Source organism: Streptomyces sp. CO7 (assembly GCF_053474865.1).
The window spans coordinates 794,249-797,108 of sequence record NZ_JBRIOU010000002.1; the positions used below are offsets into that span (position 1 = coordinate 794,249).

2 protein-coding genes are annotated in these 2,860 nt (G+C 70.5%); both read left to right on the forward strand.

Annotated elements, in window-relative coordinates; genetic code table 11:
• The first annotated feature begins 11 nt into the window (after positions 1 to 11).
• Positions 12 to 923, forward strand: coding sequence for an amidohydrolase family protein (locus ACOV8S_RS05595; protein WP_448317364.1), 912 nt, complete (start codon positions 12 to 14; stop codon positions 921 to 923).
• A gap of 214 nt (positions 924 to 1,137) precedes the next feature.
• A complete protein-coding gene (locus tag ACOV8S_RS05600; protein WP_448316409.1) occupies positions 1,138 to 2,784 on the forward strand; it encodes a glycoside hydrolase family 27 protein in 1,647 nt (548 codons plus the stop codon).
• The last annotated feature ends 76 nt before the right edge of the window (positions 2,785 to 2,860 follow it).

Genomic DNA, 2,860 nt, shown 5'->3' on the forward strand with positions numbered 1-2,860 from the left:
GGAGTGCGCACATGACCGCCCGCTACCGCCCCCGCCTCGACCCCGACGCCGTCGTCGCGCTCGACACCCACGTCCACGTCGAGTGCGACGCCCACGGCCGTCTCTCCCTGGACCAGGAACTCATGGACGCCTCCGCCCGGTACTTCCGTGCCGGGCACCCGCGAACGCCCACCCTGGAGGAGATCGCCGAGCACTACCGCGCCCGGAACATGGCCGCGGTCGTCTTCACCGTCGACGCCACCACCGGCCTCGGCCATCCACCGCTCTCCAGCGAGGAGATCGCCGAACAGGCCGCCGAACACGCCGACGTGCTCATGCCGTTCGGCTCCGTCGACCCGCTGCGCGGCGACCGGGCCGTACGGCAGGCCCGACGCCTGGCCGAGGAGTACGGAGTCCTCGGCTTCAAGTTCCACCCCAGCCTGCAGAACTTCGCGCCCGACGACCCCGCCCACCGCCCGCTGTGGGAGACGCTGCAGGAACTCGGCACCGTCGCCCTCTTCCACACCGGACAGACCGGCATCGGCGCCGGACTCCCCGGCGGACGCGGCATCAAGCTGCGGTACTCCGACCCGATGCTCCTCGACGACGTGGCGGCGGACTTCCCCCACCTGACCATGATCCTCGCCCACCCCTCGGTGCCCTGGGTGGACGCCTCCATCTCGATCGCCACCCACAAGGCCAACGTCCACCTCGACCTGTCGGGCTGGTCCCCCCGGTACTTCCCGCCGCAACTGGTCCGGCAGGCCGGCGGTCCGCTGCGCCACAAGGTCCTCTTCGGCTCCGACTTCCCGGTCATCACCCCCGACCGGTGGCTCGCGGACTTCGAGGAACTGGGCATCAAGGACGAGGTGCGCCCGCTGATCCTCAAGGAGAACGCCCTGCGCGTGCTGGGCCTGAACCGGGAGCGGGAGCCCGCAGCGTGACGGTGTTAGCGATAACAAGACAGACGGCCGCGCTGGTCGGCGGCTGATCCGACGCACCGCCATCGAGTGCCGGGGGACATCATGATCCCCAGCTCAGTGGCCACCCTGGCGGACCCCCTTCGGTGCCGAGAGGCGATTTTGACGTCACGCACCTGGCTGACGGCTCGTGTTAGCGGTAACAATGTTGAGCCGCTCGATGTCGAAGGGACCGACGATGACCGAACGATTACCGAGGCGACTGGCATGCCTCCTCACCACCGTGGCCGCCGTACTGGCTCTCCTGGTGGCCGCGCCCCAGGCACCCGAGGCGCAGGCCGCGCCCGGCAGCCCGGCCCTCACCCCGCCGATGGGGTGGAACAGCTGGAACAGCTTCGGCTGCCAGATCACCGAGACACAGGTCCGCCAGGCTGCCGAGGCGATGGTCTCCTCCGGGATGCGGGACGCGGGCTACAAGTACGTGGTCGTCGACGACTGCTGGTTCGACCCGCAGCGCGACGCCCAGGGAAACCTGCGCGCACACCCCACCAAGTTCCCCAGCGGCATGAAGGCGCTCGGGGACCACATCCACTCCCTCGGCCTGAAGTTCGGCATCTACCAGGTGCCCAACGAGAAGACCTGCGCCCAGGGCGGCGGCGCCTTCCCCGGCGCCACCGGAAGCCTCGGCCACGAGGCGCAGGACGCCCGCACCTTCGCCTCCTGGGGTGTGGACTACCTGAAGTACGACTGGTGCTCCGGCAACGGCACCCGCGACGAGCAGGTCGCCCGGTTCGCGATCATGCGTGACGCACTGCGCGCCACGGGACGCCCGATCGTCTACAGCGTCAACCCCAACAGCTACCACGCCATCACCGGCGACAAGTACAACTGGGGCGAGGTCGCCGACATGTGGCGCACCACCGAGGACCTGCTCGACATCTGGCAGAACGGCAACGTCAACAGCTACCCGATGGGCGTGGGCAACGTCCTGGACGTCACGGCGCCGCTGGCCGCACAGTCCGGTCCCGGACACTGGAACGACCCGGACATGCTGGTGGTCGGACGGCCCGGACTCACCCTGAACGAGTCGCGCTCGCACTTCGCGCTGTGGGCGCTGATGGGTTCGCCGCTGATGGCCGGCAACGACGTGCGGTCGATGTCCGCCGACATCAGCGCCGTCCTGCGCAACCCCCGGCTGATCGCCGTCGACCAGGACTCCCTGGGCGCCGGCGGGCGGCGCGTGCGCGACGACGGCAACACCGAGGTCTTCGCCAAGGAACTGGCCGACGGTTCGGTGGCCGTGGGACTGCTCAACCGCGGCGGCGCCGCCGCCACCGTGAGCACCACGGCGGCCCAGATCGGGCTGTCCGGTGGCTCGTTCACGCTGACCGACCTGTGGACCGGCGCGAACTCGACGAGCGGCGGCCAGATCTCCGCCTCCGTCCCCTCCCACGGCATCGCCGTGTTCCGGGTGTCCGGCGGCACCCCGCTGGCCCACCAGACCTCGCGGCTGCGCGGCGCCGGCTCCGGCCGCTGCGTGGACGTGGACAACGCCTCCACCGCGTCGGGCTCGACCGTCCTCGTGTGGGACTGCCACACCGCCGCCAACCAGCTGTGGACGACATGGGCGGGCGGCGAGATCCGGGTGTTCGGGGACAAGTGCCTCGACGCCTACGAGCGGGGCACCACCAACGGCACCCGGGTGATCACCTGGCCGTGCAACGGCCAGGACAACCAGAAGTGGACCCTGGCCTCCGACGGATCGATCCGCAACACCCTCTCCGGTCTGTGCCTGGACGTCGAGGGGGCCGCCACGGCCAACGGAAGCCGGCTCGTCCTGTGGAGCTGCAACGGGCAGAGCAATCAGAAGTGGGCCCGTACCTGACGAGGTGACCGCCGCAGGGCGCCCCGCGCCGACCGGTCCTTCCGGCGGAGCGGGGCCCCTGCCCGGCCGCCGGGCA